The sequence below is a fragment of the Bacillus sp. Marseille-Q3570 genome, from assembly GCF_946151055.1.
GTDB lineage: Bacteria > Bacillota > Bacilli > Bacillales > Fictibacillaceae > Pseudalkalibacillus.
Window position 1 is genome coordinate 448,545 of the sequence record NZ_CAMGYZ010000002.1, and the last position, 14,419, is coordinate 462,963.

General features: G+C 41.7%; 14 protein-coding genes. 9 read left to right on the top strand and 5 right to left on the bottom strand.

Features of this window, described 5'->3' with window-relative positions:
- The first annotated feature begins 139 nt into the window (after positions 1 to 139).
- Together N8M93_RS05450 and N8M93_RS05455 are read left to right on the top strand one after the other, a co-directional pair.
- Entirely contained in the window at positions 140 to 325 is a 186-nt protein-coding gene (locus tag N8M93_RS05450) for a YhzD family protein (protein ID WP_261130201.1), read from the top strand.
- A 292-nt stretch (positions 326 to 617) separates the two neighbouring features.
- A complete protein-coding gene (locus tag N8M93_RS05455; protein ID WP_261130203.1) occupies positions 618 to 1,118 on the top strand; it encodes an NUDIX hydrolase in 501 nt (166 codons plus the stop codon).
- A 127-nt stretch (positions 1,119 to 1,245) separates the two neighbouring features.
- On the opposite strand, the gene N8M93_RS05460 is transcribed toward N8M93_RS05455, so the two are convergent.
- The 3 genes from N8M93_RS05460 to N8M93_RS05470 form a co-directional block, all read right to left on the bottom strand.
- A complete protein-coding gene (locus N8M93_RS05460; RefSeq protein WP_261130204.1) occupies positions 1,246 to 1,590 on the bottom strand; it encodes a cytochrome c in 345 nt (114 codons plus the stop codon).
- Between the two features lie 317 nt (positions 1,591 to 1,907).
- On the bottom strand, positions 1,908 to 3,395 hold the full coding sequence (locus N8M93_RS05465) for an aldehyde dehydrogenase family protein (protein WP_261130206.1): 1,488 nt from the start codon (positions 3,393 to 3,395) through the stop codon (positions 1,908 to 1,910).
- 362 nt (positions 3,396 to 3,757) lie between these two features.
- Positions 3,758 to 4,633 carry a Cof-type HAD-IIB family hydrolase gene (locus N8M93_RS05470; RefSeq protein ID WP_261130208.1) on the bottom strand — a complete coding sequence of 292 codons (876 nt, stop codon included), beginning with the start codon at positions 4,631 to 4,633 and terminating at the stop codon, positions 3,758 to 3,760.
- A gap of 123 nt (positions 4,634 to 4,756) precedes the next feature.
- Here N8M93_RS05470 and N8M93_RS05475 point away from each other — a divergent pair, with 123 nt between their 5' ends.
- A complete protein-coding gene (locus N8M93_RS05475) occupies positions 4,757 to 5,572 on the top strand; it encodes an aminoglycoside N(3)-acetyltransferase (RefSeq protein ID WP_261130209.1) in 816 nt (271 codons plus the stop codon).
- 125 nt (positions 5,573 to 5,697) lie between these two features.
- On the opposite strand, the gene N8M93_RS05480 is transcribed toward N8M93_RS05475, so the two are convergent.
- Positions 5,698 to 6,060, bottom strand: coding sequence for a YlbF family regulator (locus N8M93_RS05480; RefSeq protein ID WP_221568826.1), 363 nt, complete (start codon positions 6,058 to 6,060; stop codon positions 5,698 to 5,700).
- A 64-nt stretch (positions 6,061 to 6,124) separates the two neighbouring features.
- Positions 6,125 to 7,264 (bottom strand): DUF445 domain-containing protein, encoded by a 1,140-nt coding sequence (locus N8M93_RS05485; RefSeq protein WP_261130211.1) that lies wholly within the window; start codon positions 7,262 to 7,264, stop codon positions 6,125 to 6,127.
- A gap of 551 nt (positions 7,265 to 7,815) precedes the next feature.
- Here N8M93_RS05485 and N8M93_RS05490 point away from each other — a divergent pair.
- The 6 genes from N8M93_RS05490 (at position 7,816) to N8M93_RS05515 (ending at position 14,372) form a co-directional block, all read left to right on the top strand.
- Complete coding sequence (locus tag N8M93_RS05490) at positions 7,816 to 9,201, top strand: YheC/YheD family protein (protein WP_261130212.1); 1,386 nt, start codon at positions 7,816 to 7,818, stop codon at positions 9,199 to 9,201.
- A complete protein-coding gene (locus tag N8M93_RS05495; protein WP_261130213.1) occupies positions 9,194 to 10,567 on the top strand; it encodes a YheC/YheD family protein in 1,374 nt (457 codons plus the stop codon). The genes N8M93_RS05490 and N8M93_RS05495 overlap by 8 nt, the downstream gene beginning before the upstream one ends.
- The gene (locus N8M93_RS05500) at positions 10,564 to 11,778 is read left to right on the top strand and encodes a YheC/YheD family protein (protein ID WP_261130214.1); all 1,215 of its coding nucleotides are present in this window, start codon (positions 10,564 to 10,566) and stop codon (positions 11,776 to 11,778) included. The genes N8M93_RS05495 and N8M93_RS05500 overlap by 4 nt, the downstream gene beginning before the upstream one ends.
- A gap of 3 nt (positions 11,779 to 11,781) precedes the next feature.
- A complete protein-coding gene (locus N8M93_RS05505; protein WP_261130215.1) occupies positions 11,782 to 11,979 on the top strand; it encodes a hypothetical protein in 198 nt (65 codons plus the stop codon).
- A gap of 266 nt (positions 11,980 to 12,245) precedes the next feature.
- Entirely contained in the window at positions 12,246 to 13,139 is an 894-nt protein-coding gene (locus N8M93_RS05510) for a CdaR family transcriptional regulator (RefSeq protein ID WP_261130216.1), read from the top strand.
- A 135-nt stretch (positions 13,140 to 13,274) separates the two neighbouring features.
- Positions 13,275 to 14,372 carry an ABC transporter ATP-binding protein gene (locus N8M93_RS05515; RefSeq protein WP_261130217.1) on the top strand — a complete coding sequence of 366 codons (1,098 nt, stop codon included), beginning with the start codon at positions 13,275 to 13,277 and terminating at the stop codon, positions 14,370 to 14,372.
- Positions 14,373 to 14,419 lie beyond the last annotated feature (47 nt).

Sequence of the window (14,419 nt, forward strand, 5' to 3'; positions counted from 1 at the left end):
GTTTCATTCCCCCTCACCTATATAACGGTTGCCCGGTAAAAAAGTTTCATCGTTTTTGCGGGCTTGCCAAATAATTAACAAGAAGGAGATTCGGAAAGTATCTAGAATATAAGCAGGAAAAGGAGGTTGGGATATCCACATGAAAATGTACATCATAACCGTTTTTGATAACAAAGGTGAAAAGATTTATGAAGAATCCTTTGAAGCAGCTGACAACAACGAGGCTAAAAGAATTGGGCAAGATATACTGGCAGACAATGATTATGAGAACCACACAAGCCGAGTGACCTCCCCTTCAGGAGAACTTGTTTTATTCCATCGATGAAACGTACGAAGGCGGCATCTATTCAAGGTGCCGTTTTTCTAATATTTGAAGAAAGTATAAATACTTTCTTCTATATAGGGGCAACTAAGGCTCAGGCTACGATAAGGCTTAGCATTACGCCAAGTTTTCTTTATCCGATATTAGAATTAAGGGTGGTTGACAGTCAATATGAGCGTGACGGGTTTTTGTAAAATAGTGTCGTCCAACTGATAAACCGCTTGCTTTGGCCGTAAGAAGTTATTTTTGAGTCGTTAAAACGTCAATTTTTGGCCATATCGGAGGGAGGTAGGATATGAATTTTCGTAGAGCATTACTTGAACATCGAGATTCTACTGTATTTGAGACAAAGTCAGGATCTCTTTTTATTGAAGAATCGGAAGCCGCTTCTGTTGCAGTTGTTGTATTCCACGAAGGCAACCTTACCCTTGTAAGGCAATTCAGACACCAAATGGATCAACAGACATTCGAGTTGCCCGGGGGCGGTCTCAATCCCGGAGAGCAACCTGAAAATGGAGCAAAACGAGAATTGGATGAAGAAACAGGGTTAACCGTCGATAACCTTACATATTTAGGGACCTATCATCCTCAATCCTATTTCACTAATCGATTTTCACATCTGTTTTTCACAAATTCGATCAAGAGCTTTGGCAATCAAAAGCTCGATGAAGATGAGGAAATCGAAGTCATTCAGATGCCGCTCATGGATGTTTTAAAATCAATACGGGATGGAAAGATTCAAGATGGGGAACTAGGATATGCGCTCTTTCTATGTCAATTGAACGGATACATATAGTACGAGCTGATCTCCCCATGGAAAGCGAGTATATTTCAACAGCACTTATGGAACGATTTATTAAAAAACAATGACCTATGGAGGGTGGTTTCGTTCCTACTAGGTCATTGTGGATTTAAGTATGTGGTTATTCCATTGTTGTAAGCCAAGCGGCAACATTTTCAGCTTCTTCTCCTTCAATCAAACCTGCAGGCATTCCACCGCCGCCGTTTTTGATTTTTTGAAGAATTTCATCCTGATTCATGTCTTTTCCAACTGTTTCAAGAGATGGAGCATTCCCCCTACCTTCAAGGTTTTGCCCATGACAGGAAGCGCAATTTTGGTTAAAAGTTTTCTCAGCAGCTGCAACATCAACAGAATCGCCTCCGCCGTCTCCTTCATCAGCTCCGTTCTCATCTCCTCCACCACCACACGCAACTAGTCCGGCTACAAGCAATAATGAAAAGGCAAGAATTGATAAGAATCGCAACATTTGAACACCCCACTAGTATTTTGATGTTTTCATTTTTCCCTAAATCCTATATATAAAACATGATTTTTCCATTGAAGTGGTAATTAGCTGATTTGAGCTCAAGTTGAGCAAAAATCAGCCCAGCTTGAGCATTTTCCCCGTTAGCTTGAGCAAAAACCAAGTCAGCTTGTACAATTTCACCCCCAACTTGAACAAAAATCAGGTCCGCTTGTGCAAATTACTACTTTAGACCTACAAATCGAGTCCCTGATTTGTTCAATCTCTAAGAAAAAAAACGGACTGGTCAATAGACCAGCCCGTATCTTTTTGGAGTTGCCTTAGCTCATGCCGATCCATACACTCTTGACTTCAGTGTAGTTATCAAGTGCATAGGAGCCCATTTCACGGCCGATACCAGATTGCTTGTATCCTCCGAATGGAGATGCTGCATCAAACGCGTTATAGCAGTTCACCCAAACCGTTCCTGCTTTTAAGCGGTTTGCAACATAGTGTGCACTCTTGACATTTTCAGTCCACAATCCAGCAGCAAGGCCGTAACTAGAGTCATTAGCACGATCGATAACCTCATCCAAATCTTCAAATGGCATAGCAGCAACAACTGGACCGAAGATTTCTTCCTTCGCAATCGTCATCGTGTCATTGACGTCTGCAAAGATTGTCGGCGAAACGAAGTAACCTTGATCATAAGGCTTCGTACCACCAGTCAGCAGCTCTGCACCTTCTGACTTACCTTTATCAATATAGCCTAATACACGATTATGCTGCTCTTCGGAAACAAGAGGCCCCATCTCCGTATCAGGATCAAGTCCCATACCTTGTTTGATTTTCTCGGAATGTGATACAAGGTCTGCTACGACATTATCAAATGACTTCTTCTGAATGAAAAGGCGGGATCCTGCACAGCACACCTGACCTTGATTGAACATGATACCGGACAAAGCACCTGGAACCGCCTTCGACATATCCGCATCTGGAAGGATGATGTTCGGTGATTTACCGCCAAGTTCAAGTGTTACACGCTTAAGGTCATTTGCTGCTGTTCGCATGATATGCTTTCCGACTTCAGTAGAACCTGTAAAGGCGATCTTGTCGACCATCTCATGCTCAAGGATTGGTCCACCAGTCGTTTCACCATAACCAGTGACGATGTTCACGACACCTTCAGGGAATCCAGCTTCTTGCATGAGTTCAGCTAAGTAGAGTGCTGAAAGCGGTGTTTGTTCAGCAGGCTTCAATACGATCGTACATCCACTTGCCAATGCTGCTCCCATTTTCCATGCTGCCATCAATAATGGGAAGTTCCATGGGATGATCTGCCCCACTACCCCTAACGGCTCATGGCGTGTATAGTTGAAAAACTTACCGGAAACCGGGATCGTCTGTCCGACAATTTTAGTAGCCCATCCAGCATAATAACGGAAATGCTCGATTGCGAGCGGTACATCCGCATTTGTCGTTTCACGGATTGGTTTACCGTTATCAAGTGTGTCCAGCTGTGCTAATTCTTCTTTATTTTCTTCCATCAAATCTGCTAGCTTATAAATCAGTCGGCTTCTTGATGCAGCACTCATCTTTGACCAAGGACCTTCGTCAAAAGCTTTCCGCGCAGCACGTACAGCTCGATCGACATCTTCTTTTTCCGCTTCACTTACGACAGCGAGAACTTCACCGTTGGAAGGATTTAATGTTTTGAATGTTTTACCTGAGGCAGAAGGAACCCATTCCCCATTGATAAACAATTTTTTCGTCCCGTTCAGAAATTCAGCGACTTTCGGCTTCAATTGAGCGTCTAATACTTTTTCCATCATAATCCTCCTTCAAAATTTAAGATGCACCTCACTATTTCTTGAAAAGCGATGAAAACCCTTTCAATTTATGATTTTTTAACAATTTTAATGTCGAGATATATCGTCAAAATACGCGAATTCAATATGTGCAAATATATTAATTGAGGTGAAAAGCACTACCATTGGAGGATTATAGACTTTTGTTACAATGTCGAAATATGAGAGAAATAAAGCTGAGAATAAGATCCGCACCTATAAGAATATCCACTTTGTAATATTTGTAATGTTATATTAACATTGCTTGTCCAAAAGGGGGTTGTCGATATTTCCTCAACAATCTAAAAAGAGGCTGAGTTCCTTCTCAGCCTCTACATCATACGTCAATTTTCGATCGGTTGTTCGATTTGCATCTTCATTTGTCTACGGAAGACTTCCCGGACCAAATAGCCGACACCGTGCTGCTCATTCGTGCGTGTCACCCAATCTGCTGCATTTTTCACATCCTGGGATGATTGACCCATCGCAACGCCAAGTCCAGCCATCTGGATCATTTCTATATCATTCGTAAAGTCACCGACAGCGACCATTTCATCCATCGAAACCCCAAGATGCTTACCAAGGATCTGTAAACCTACAGCCTTGTTGATCGACTTGGGAATCACTTCAAAATCGCATCTTGTTGAAGCAGTGATCTGGACGCCATCAATTTTTTCTTTCAATTCTTGATACGCCGCTTCCTTTTCTTCTTCATCGAAAAATTGAACATCAATCTTTGGCACTGACATCGGTTTTTCCTCTAAATGATCACTCAATTTTTCAGTAAAGGTTACCGGATAGAATAACGGATCTCCGATTCCCATTGTCATTTTTGCAACGATATGCGATTTCTGTTGTACTTGGTTCCCTAAAGAATACCGTTCATGAAGCAGTCGGATATGAGCGTCATACTTTTCTAAAATTCGCACGATCTTCCGTACATCATAGGCTGATATCCGTTCTTCATGGAGCGGTTCATCAATTGACGAAGCAATCAAAGCACCATTATGGGTAATGAGAATGCTATCAAGCTTCAATGCCTTGGCGATTTTTTGAGCGGACGGAAAGTTCCTTCCTGTTGCCAGGGTGACATACACCCCCTTGTTTCTCACATAATCAATCGCTTCTTTCGTCGAACGATCGATTCTGAAATTACTCCTGAGCAGGGTACCGTCGATGTCTAAAGCAAGCAGTCGATAAACCAGGATAATCCCCTCCAATCTATACTTCTCCTCTTCTCATCTCTATGACAAACTGAAAATGAATAGAACTGAAGGATAAAAACAGGATTTGAAGGTTCCGTACCGAAATAGTGGGATGGCGAAAAATTTAGGGGGAACGTCATGGAACAGAAACAGATACAAACTACAGAAAAACCAAGGACTAGACAGAGTCTGAAGGAGGATCTCCATACACTAGGGGTAAAAGAAGGTATGATTTTGATGGTTCATACGTCATTAAAACCTTTAGGGTGGGTTTGTGGTGGATCGCAAACCGTCATTCAAGCTTTGATGGACGCGGTCACTCCGGAAGGGACCTTGATCATGCAAGCCCATTCGGCAGATCTATCGGATCCAGCGTATTGGTCCAACCCTCCTGTGCCAAAAGATTGGTGGGAAACGATCAGGGAGACAATGCCTGCATTCGAACCAAGAATGACGAAAACAAGAGGTTTAGGGATCATTCCTGAACAATTCAGGACGTATCCAGATGTTTATCGAAGCTATCATCCGACTATGTCTGCTGCAGCATGGGGAAAACATGCTGAAGAAATCACCAACAACCATACGCTTGATAATGGATTGGGTGAGCAATCGCCCATTGCAAAAGCTTACGAGCTTGATGCATATGTGTTGTTTTTAGGAACTGACTTCGATACACATACATCCTTTCACCTTGCTGAGCATCGGTCCGGTATTCGAAAGACCGTTTCAAGAGGCGCGCCGATCATCGAAAATGGAAAACGTCTATGGAAGAATTATCTGGAGATTGATTACGATGATGATCCATTTGCGGAAGTCGGAAAAGCATTCGAGAAGGAAAATGAAAGTATCCTGAAAGGCAAGGTCGGCTCTGCAGACTGCAAATTATTTAAACAGAGAGATTCTGTCGATTTTGCAGAAAAATGGTTTGAAGAGCAGAAAAGGGATGAAGGTTGAATTGGATTCTAGTGATATCGTCCCGAATCACAAAATTACACGCACGATTTATAAAGAAAACTTCCTTATAATTAAGAAAATGTAAAAACGAACGGCTGACACCTAATGTCAGCCGCTCCATTTTATTACTGTTCAGGTTGCTCTGGAGTTCCGTACAATTCTTCCAAAGGCTTTGTTACGATTTTATTGATGTCCTGGATAAGCATGCTTACGCGTTGCTCTGCGCTCATCAATTTAGAAATAACTTCGTTTTGTTGTACAAGCTCGAAAGTTTGTTGAGCTTTCTGTGCCTCTTCTTCAGTGATTTGCTGTCCTTGCATTTGCTTTTGCTGAAGCTCTACTTGCAAGTTACGAAAGTTTTCGAACATGTTCTTGACGCTTTCGTCTGCATTCACTTGATCATATAAGCTTTGAAGCTCCTTGAAGTCATCACTTTCACGTAATGCATTTTCTAAATTGTATGCCGCATCATGGACATTTTTACTCATAGTTAGCCTCCTAATAATTAATAAATGCCGTTACTATTAAGCACCGTTACCACTATAACAGGCTTCAGGTCATAAAGTAAACCAAAAGACCCTGTATGAAGCCGATGATCCCTCCAAGTAGTGCGCCAAGGTAGGTAATCATCTTCAATTCTCTTCTGGAAATCGATAGTACCATTTCTTCCAAGCGTTGGACAGAAAATGTTTGAACCTGTTGACGGACCAATTCTGATAACTGCAGTTTCTCCATGATTTTTTCCATATTGTTCCCAATCCAGCCTAACGAACGATCGACCAGCTCAGGGATGACTTTCTTCCCAATCGTAGGACGATATGGGTGGATCAATTCATGCAGGGGTTTTGAAAAAATCGTTTTCGTATCAATCTGACCGATGACCCAATCCATAGCCTTATCCTGAGAATCCCTCAGTTTCAATAGCCCGATGACATCAGATACGGGACGTTCCTTGAATGCATTCCATTCATTTGAGATTACACGCTCCATCATGTAGGCAACTGTTTCTTTCCTGAGAATTTTGATCAGTTCGGTTTGTACTTTATCAATCAAGCTCTCATTCCCAAGGAACATATTGATCATATTCCCAAGCATTCCTCTTCCGGCTAGAAATTCATCAATCAATTGTTTCAGCTGACGTTTTCCTTCAACACTTGTGACAAAATCAATCAGCTTTTTTTGGATGAACCTAGTGGTTTCTGGTATGTACGCTTCCATCCGTCGATTCATCGATTCCGTTAGGAGAGATTTGATTGGTTTTTCTTCCAGACGGTCGATCGTATCTTCAATTCGGTCATGTAAAAAGGTTTTCAGTTTATCGTCGAACTGTTCATTGAACTGAGCTTGGTTCAGCAGTTCTGCAGCAACCTCATTGATCGATTTATCGGTTTCCAGCTGTTTGCCGATTTCGTTTTGTGCCCAATGTACAAGCTCTTTTTTAAAATGGGATTGTGCTAATTTTTGTTGCAATCCTTCTTTTGTAATCAAGTGGTTGACGACCATCTGACCTAGTTGGACAGCAAGTTCTTCTCGCCGTTTCGGTATCAGACCGGGAGTGAATGGGAGTTTGAATCGCCCGATATAGATCGCTTTATAAGGGCGGAACAGCATTTTGATCGCGAGTGAATTGGTGAATCCCCCAATTGCAGCTCCAATAACGACCATCATCAATATTATCCATATGAATTCCATCAAAACCAACCTTCCGTACTTATGTCACCGTTTATCATTTCTTACCATAGTATACGATATCCACACCCGCCTATAAAACAACTAATAAAAAAGGCTCTTTTCGCGTATGTTGTTGCTCTTGCACTTAAAGAAAGTATAAAATACTTTCTTCAGTATAAGGTCAACTAAGGCTCGACCTACAATAAGCTTGGTCTCGCCAAGTTTTCTTTAAATGTCGTTGATTTCCGCTCCAGGATGCTCGCTTTCCGCGGGCGTACGGTGAGTCCACTCGTCGCTTTGCGACCTCATGCCTCCTTTTCAAGGAAGCATTTGTGCTCCTGCGTCTACAAGAAAGTCCTGTCGAAGCGGGCTTCCTCGTCGCATGCTTTGCGAGAAGATTATTCAGGTAGTAGGCACGCTGATCCCGCAGGACAAGGAAAGCTTCGGCAGCGTTACATCGCACGAAAAAAATGCGATTTTCATTTTCGAGGAGTCTCGCACCTTGCGTTTTTTAAAAATAACTCAAAAGCAACAATCTTTTTAGAAAAAGCCTAAATGAATGAGGGAGTATCATGACCAGGAAATTCAAGATTTTTTTTACGTACACAGAAACATCTTCCTCAAATCCGTATAAAATTTGGCTCAGCAATCATCTTCTCACTTATTTTGACATCCAATTAAACGAGAGACTTTGGCTCCGCTTCGGCAGTGAACGAATATTAGTGACTTGTTTAATAAAATTGGATGATTCCTATTTTACATTATCCGTGCCGAAAGAAATCCAGAAAGATCATTATCTTCCCGTTCCTGATCGATACTATACTTTGACCTACAATCCGCTTTTAAAAGAATTACGGATCGGCCCTGTCATAGCAGTGTTGGCTGATAAGACACCTTTCGGAAATATCACTACGTTTTCAAAGGAAATCGCTTCTTTATGTGAGGATCACCTCGCAACGTTTTATCTGTTTTCATTAGAAGATATCCATTCCAATTGGATACATGGCTATACGATGAAAGGGGATACTTTCACTCAAAATGTCTTTCCATATCCAGATATCATCTATAATCGAATATCCAGCCGTACATCTGAGCGGTCAGAGGCATGTTTACAATTTTTCAAACATTGTCAGGATTTTGGAATTCCATATTTTAATGATCATTTCATCTCTAAGTGGGATGTTTTTCACATATTAGTAGAAAGTGACGCTTTAGCTGCATACTTACCTGAAACACATAAAAAAATCGATGAGGAAACTTTGATGAATTTAATGACAAAACACGCTTCATTGTTTTTAAAACCAGATCATGGTTCAGAAGGGAGAGGTATCATCCGGATTACAAAAGAACCTGAAGGGAAATTCAAACTGGAATCATCCAAAGAAATTGATCCTCCACTCCCCTCTTTATCCATTAAGGGTGTATTGAATTTCATCAAACAATTCGTACCATTGGAGAATTATATCATTCAGCAAGGTATTCCTCTGATGACCCATGCGAACGGGAATGTCGATTTTCGAATCCTGTGTAACCGGAACGAAAAGGGCGATTGGTGCATCACCTCAAGTGTTGCAAGAGTGAGTGATTCGAATCCGATCGTAACGAATATGGCGTATGGTGCCAAATCTTATCCTTTGACTGAACTTTTGTCCGGATCGTTTGAAACAGCAAAAGCCAGGTCAATCAAAGCTCTACTTTATGAACTGTCCTTGGAAGTATCGAAAAGTCTTCATCTGATTGCGGATGGTATCTTCGGTGAATTCGGCATCGATTTCGGTATCGATAAGAGCGGACACCCATGGATATTGGAAGTGAACTCAAAACCTTCCAAGCACTATACGACTGCTCTAAAGCAAGGAGAGATACGCCCATCAGCCTTAGGTGTTTTCCTGTTTGCACACTATTTATATACACATGATTTGAGTAACGAGTTTCGAAAGGAGTATGATCATGCTTAACCCTCAATCGATTCCCATTGTCGAGACAAAGGAAGATGTCATCTACACACCATTCAGCCTCTTTCAACAATGGGTGCAGAACCGGTCCTTCCCTTCAAAAGTCATGTATGGACAACGAGAAGTGCCCGTTGCCATACAGCCCCATCCAGATCGTAAGGAACAATATATGTTATCAACAGCACTCTGTACTAAATTGAATCTCTTAAAAGATCAGCAACACCATATTCATGAATGGAATGGCACCTTGTACATTGGTCCAGTAGTCGGTATATTTACCGCCGGATTTACTGGGGGCACGTATAAGCCGATTGGAGAACGTTCCACCATGTTCGCAAAACTCCTTTTTGAAGCTATGGAAGTAGGTGTGACTGCTTATATATTCGGCACACATCATGTCGACTGGAATGAAAAAAAGATCAATGGTTATATATATGGCAAGTCAGGGTGGAGCCAGTATCCGCTCCCATTTCCAAATATCGTTTATGATCGTCTTCCAAACCGGCGTATTGAAAGGTTACCAGTCACCTCAGAAACGAAAATGAAACTCGAACAGGAAACGAATATGCTCTGGTTCAATCCTGGATTCTTTAATAAATGGTCGGTCCATGAACTCTTATACGATAATAGACAGATCCGCAATTATTTGCCCGAAACCTTGAATTCACCTGAAGCTTCACAAATCGAAGAAATGCTTCACCGTTACAAAAATGTCTATGTAAAACCTACAAACGGAAGCCTCGGAATCGGCATTCAACAAATCATCAAAAGAAGAAAGGATCCTTTCTACTATTGTAAATTCCGGACCAATGGTCAAAATCGCTTAAGGCGTTACACGTCTTTAAAAAGGTTACTGCGCCAACAATTCCCGAAAGGACTTGAAGGGTACATGGCACAACGCGGCATTCATCTGCTCAGTTGTAACGGAAAACCGATCGATTTCAGAGTCCATACGAACCGGAACCTGGATGGGGATTGGGAAGTCAGCGCAATCGCTGTAAAACTCGCGGGAACAGGAAGCGTCACCACACACGTAACCAGCGGAGGAAAAATCCTTACCCTGCAAGATATTGTGAATGAAATGGGGAAATCCAAATCCATCACACAAGATATTAAAATAGCAGCGTTGGAACTTAGTGATTCACTAACTGAAAAAATGGAAGGGGTCATCGGAGAGATCGGCTTTGATTTAGGAGTCGACCATGAAGGTGCAGTCTGGTTATTTGAAGCGAACGCCAAACCAGGGCGAGGGATTTTCAGCCATCCGAATTTGAGTGCATCCGATAAAAGAACTTCTAGACTTCCTTTCGAATTCTCGATTTATTTATATGAACAACTGATAAAAAGACCGGTTGCGGTGAAAAGATGATTTCGATCAGCTGGGACGTGGAGTCTGAAAAGTGGCATCACCATGAAAAGGGTCAAACACTCATATGGGGAGCGGCTGATGATCCCCTCCCCTTTTCCGCGTATAGGAACAGCAGTCTCAATCTTACGCTGATAAAGAAAGAGGGTAGTAAGGCCGGACCTATTGTCGGGATTCTTACATCTGCAAAAGCCAGTCTCCCGTTCATCGGAAATATCGATACGTTCATCCGTTTGATCAGTTGTGTCCATGAAAACGGCGGGCTTGCAGTGGTTTTTTCATCAAAGGACATATCGTCCACCTCGATTTCCGGCTATACCTACGACCTAAATACACTGATGTGGAAACGCGTGAGAACTCCTCCTCCTGATTTCGTCTATAACAGGATTCCATATAAAAAGGACGAGAACAAAGAATTCCATCGTTTACTATCCTGGCTGGACGATTTTTCTATCCCATACTTCAACCTGTGCTTTTTTCAGAAATGGGACACTTATTTGATCTTGAATGATAACACGAATTTGCAGCCGTTTTTACCTGAAACGAAATTGATACACTCAAAAAAGCAGTTGGAAGACTTTTTGATTAAGCATGGCCAGATTCTTATAAAACCAAGTGCAAGTTCCAAAGGAAAAGGGATTTTCACTATAGAACAAAAAAAGAGCGGAGGTCTTCTCTATCACTCGAATAATAGAAGAATACGGATCGATCTCAGTCAAATATGGAAAATCCTACAGTATGAAAAGAACTTCATCATGCAGCCATTCATCCAGCGAAAAACGTATCAAGGTAGACCATTCGACTATCGTATCCTTGTCCAAAAAATCGAAAATAAGTGGCATGTGACAGGGTATGGTATACGATGTGCAGGGGTAAACCGTCTGACGACCCACGTCCCCGCAGGCGGAGCACTTTTGTCTTCAGATTTCGCCCCTCTTCATTTAGACACTATTCGGAACATCGCATCTGAAACAGGTTCTTCTCTTGACCGATCCTTAGGTCCTGTCGGGGAGTTTTCAATTGATCTAGGTGTAGATACTGAGCAGCAGTCTTGGATATTTGAAATCAATTCAAAACCGATGATCTTTGATGAGATTGAAATACAAATGCAAGCCCTGAGAAATTGGTATCAGCAAATATTAGAAATGTCAGGATTTCCCCGTTTGGACATAAAAGATCCTCCCCTCACTCATACTAGTGAAAAAGGAGGATGAACGATGACCAATAAAGATGAAAAAGGATCGGAACATGAAGGACGAGATCGTTATTTCATGGATATCGATCGTATGATCAACGAAGGAATGGCTGGAGGAACAGTTTCCAGACCCGACACTCAAGCTCAAATCGACGAGAGCCGACCACTTTATGAAGAAGAACCGCCTGTTGAATATAAAAACAAAAAAAACGATAAGTAAAGAAAACTTGGCCAAAGTTGCTCTTACATTTTTATGAAAGGCTCTTTTCTAAAAGAATGTTTCTTTTGAGTTATTTTTAATAAATCACCTTGTGCAAGTTGATTGGAGAGCAAAGCCTTAGGGATAGAAAGCTTTGTTTTAGCGGAAAGTGACCCCAGAGTGATGAATCTTTGGAGGTCCTTTTTCAATGAACCTTGCTAGTTTCCCCTGATTACGAACGTTCTTGTTATAATAGAGTTACAATTATGCTGAAGGGGTTTTCGTTCATGTCTGAAATCAAGAAATTGCAGAAAATATTTGGCAGAAATGCGTTTGTTCATATAACTGATGCTGATGAAACAAAAAGTTACACATGGTACCGCACCCCGGATGGTGAAGAAATCGGTGTGGATCTGGATGTGCTTTCCAGTGATTCAGAAAAATTACTTGGGGTTTTTCTGACCCCCTTATCGAACCGACCTGTTCAGGAAGATGAAAGCCAGCATGCCTGGTATGAGCTTCTATATAACAACCGGACCCCGGAATCCGCCCTAACATTTGAGCAAGGGCGTTTTTTGCATTTCAGTATCCATAGCCAGGATGTTGAGCATGAGTTATTCATTGAATCGTTCCAAAACATGTTATCTGAAGATGTCGTTCCTGTTTGGAAGGATCGATATACAGGAGTTTTTGTTGAACCGCAAACAGAGCACCCAACTTCAATGGAGCAATTACTTGAATTACTCCATACGATTGAAAGTGATTTCTATATGAAAACATCACTTTTCATCGGTTCAACCTTCTCTTCCATTACTGAAGCGAAACATCAATTTGATAAGGAATCTTCTTTTTATAAAATTACAACAGAACATTTCCAAAGTAAACGACGGATACATACACTTTCCACTGTTCTTCCTAAGGTTCTTCTCCATCACTCAAATAAAGAAGATACCCTATATATCTATGAGAAAATCCTCAGTCATATAGAACCTGATTTATTGAAAACGGTCAAAACATTACTCGACTGCAATTTGAACCATACACATGCGGCCAAAAAGCTTTTCATTCATCGTAACAGTCTCCAATATCGGATTGAAAAGTTCACTGACCTTACCGGGCTGGATCCAAAAGAATTTGATGATGCGGTAACCATTCATTTGCTTCTCACGATAGTAGAGTGAGAAGCTTTTGTACAAATCGCCTAAACCTCGACAGAATTTTTGTGCATCCCTCCAATTTACGTTTGAAATGCTTAGGTCTACACTATATATAACCAAAGTAAAGAAAACGTTTGCAAACGAGAGGAGATTCACCCAATGGCAGAAATCACAATGAAAAATATCGTAAAAGAATACGATAACAAAGTAACAGCTGTACAAGACTTCAATCTTGATATCAAAGATAAGGAATTCATCGTCTTCGTAGGTCCATCCGGTTGCGGTAAGTCAACAACATTACGTATGATCGCCGGGCTTGAAGAAATTTCGGACGGTGACCTTTTTATTGGTGAAAAACGCGTAAACGATGTAGCTCCTAAAGACCGTGATATTGCAATGGTGTTCCAGAACTATGCTCTTTATCCACATATGAATGTTTATGACAACATGGCATTCGGACTTAAGCTCCGTAAATTCGATAAAAGAGAAATGGACAAGCGTGTTAAAGATGCTGCCCGTATTTTAGGGCTTGAAGAATATCTGGATCGTAAACCGAAAGCACTATCCGGAGGTCAGCGCCAGCGTGTTGCATTGGGACGTGCCATCGTCCGTGACCCACAAGTATTCTTAATGGACGAGCCGCTTTCAAACCTGGATGCAAAGCTCCGTGTACAAATGCGCGCTGAAATCACAAAGCTCCACCAGCGTTTGCAAACGACAACGATTTATGTAACACATGACCAAACTGAAGCAATGACAATGGCTACTCGGATTGTTGTTATGAAAGACGGCGTCATCCAACAAGTTGGTTCACCGAAAGAAGTGTATGATACACCTGAAAATGTTTTTGTCGGTGGGTTCATCGGGTCACCAGCAATGAACTTCCTCCATGGGAAGCTGCAGGACGATACGTTTGTAATGGACAACATCAAAATCAAAGTACCAGAAGGAAAGATGAAACTTCTTCGGGAAAATGGACTTGCAGGTAAAGATGTCATTCTTGGAATCCGTCCAGAGGACATCCACGATGAACCTGTGTTCACTGAAGCGTCAGAAGGCTCGAAGATCACAGCAGCGATCGATGTTGCCGAACTGATGGGTGCTGAGACCTATCTCTACTCAACGGTTGCAGGTCAAAACTTCACTGCTCGTGTGGATTCACGAACAGATATCCAAAACGGACAGAAGCTTGAACTAGCTTTCGATATGAACAAATGTCATTTCTTTGATCCCCAAACCGAAAACCGCATTCGGTAATTCGTTACAATACAAACTCACTTGATTAACCTAAAAGTGTCAGAGTC